At 67.4% G+C, this 519-nt stretch carries 1 pseudogene; it reads left to right on the forward strand.

Features of this window, described 5'->3' with window-relative positions:
• A pseudogene (locus ACY34J_RS29060) lies at positions 1 to 519 on the forward strand (amino acid transporter); the annotation flags it as partial.

The following is a 519-nucleotide window of genomic DNA, read 5'->3' on the forward strand; positions in this document are numbered from 1 at the left end:
TCATCACTCTGGGGCTCATCGCAATGCTCGGTGCGGTATTCCTCAAGGGCTTCACCGAGGCGATCGGCATCGCCGTGGCGCTCGTGGGGACCTACCTGGCCCTGAACGCCATCGTGGTGGCGGTGGGGCTGTGGCATGTGATCACCGCGCCGCATGTGATCCCCGACTGGTCGCAGGCGCTGACCGCCCAGCACGGCGACCCGCTGCTCATGATCGGCTTGGCCCTCGTGGTCTTCCCGAAGCTGGCCCTGGGCCTGTCCGGATTCGAGACCGGCGTGGCCGTCATGCCGCACATCGAGGGTGCCGCCGACGACACGGAGGAACGGCCTGCCGGGCGCATCCGGGGGACGAAGAAGCTGCTGACCACCGCGGCGCTGATCATGAGTGCCTTCCTCATCACCACCAGCTTCATCACGACTCTGCTCATCCCGGAGCAGGAGTTCCGGCCGGGCGGGGAGGCCAACGGGCGCGCACTGGCGTATCTGGCGCACGAGTACCTGGGCTCCATCTTCGGGAGCA

It is taken from the genome of Streptomyces sp. HSS9-12, assembly GCF_054963655.1.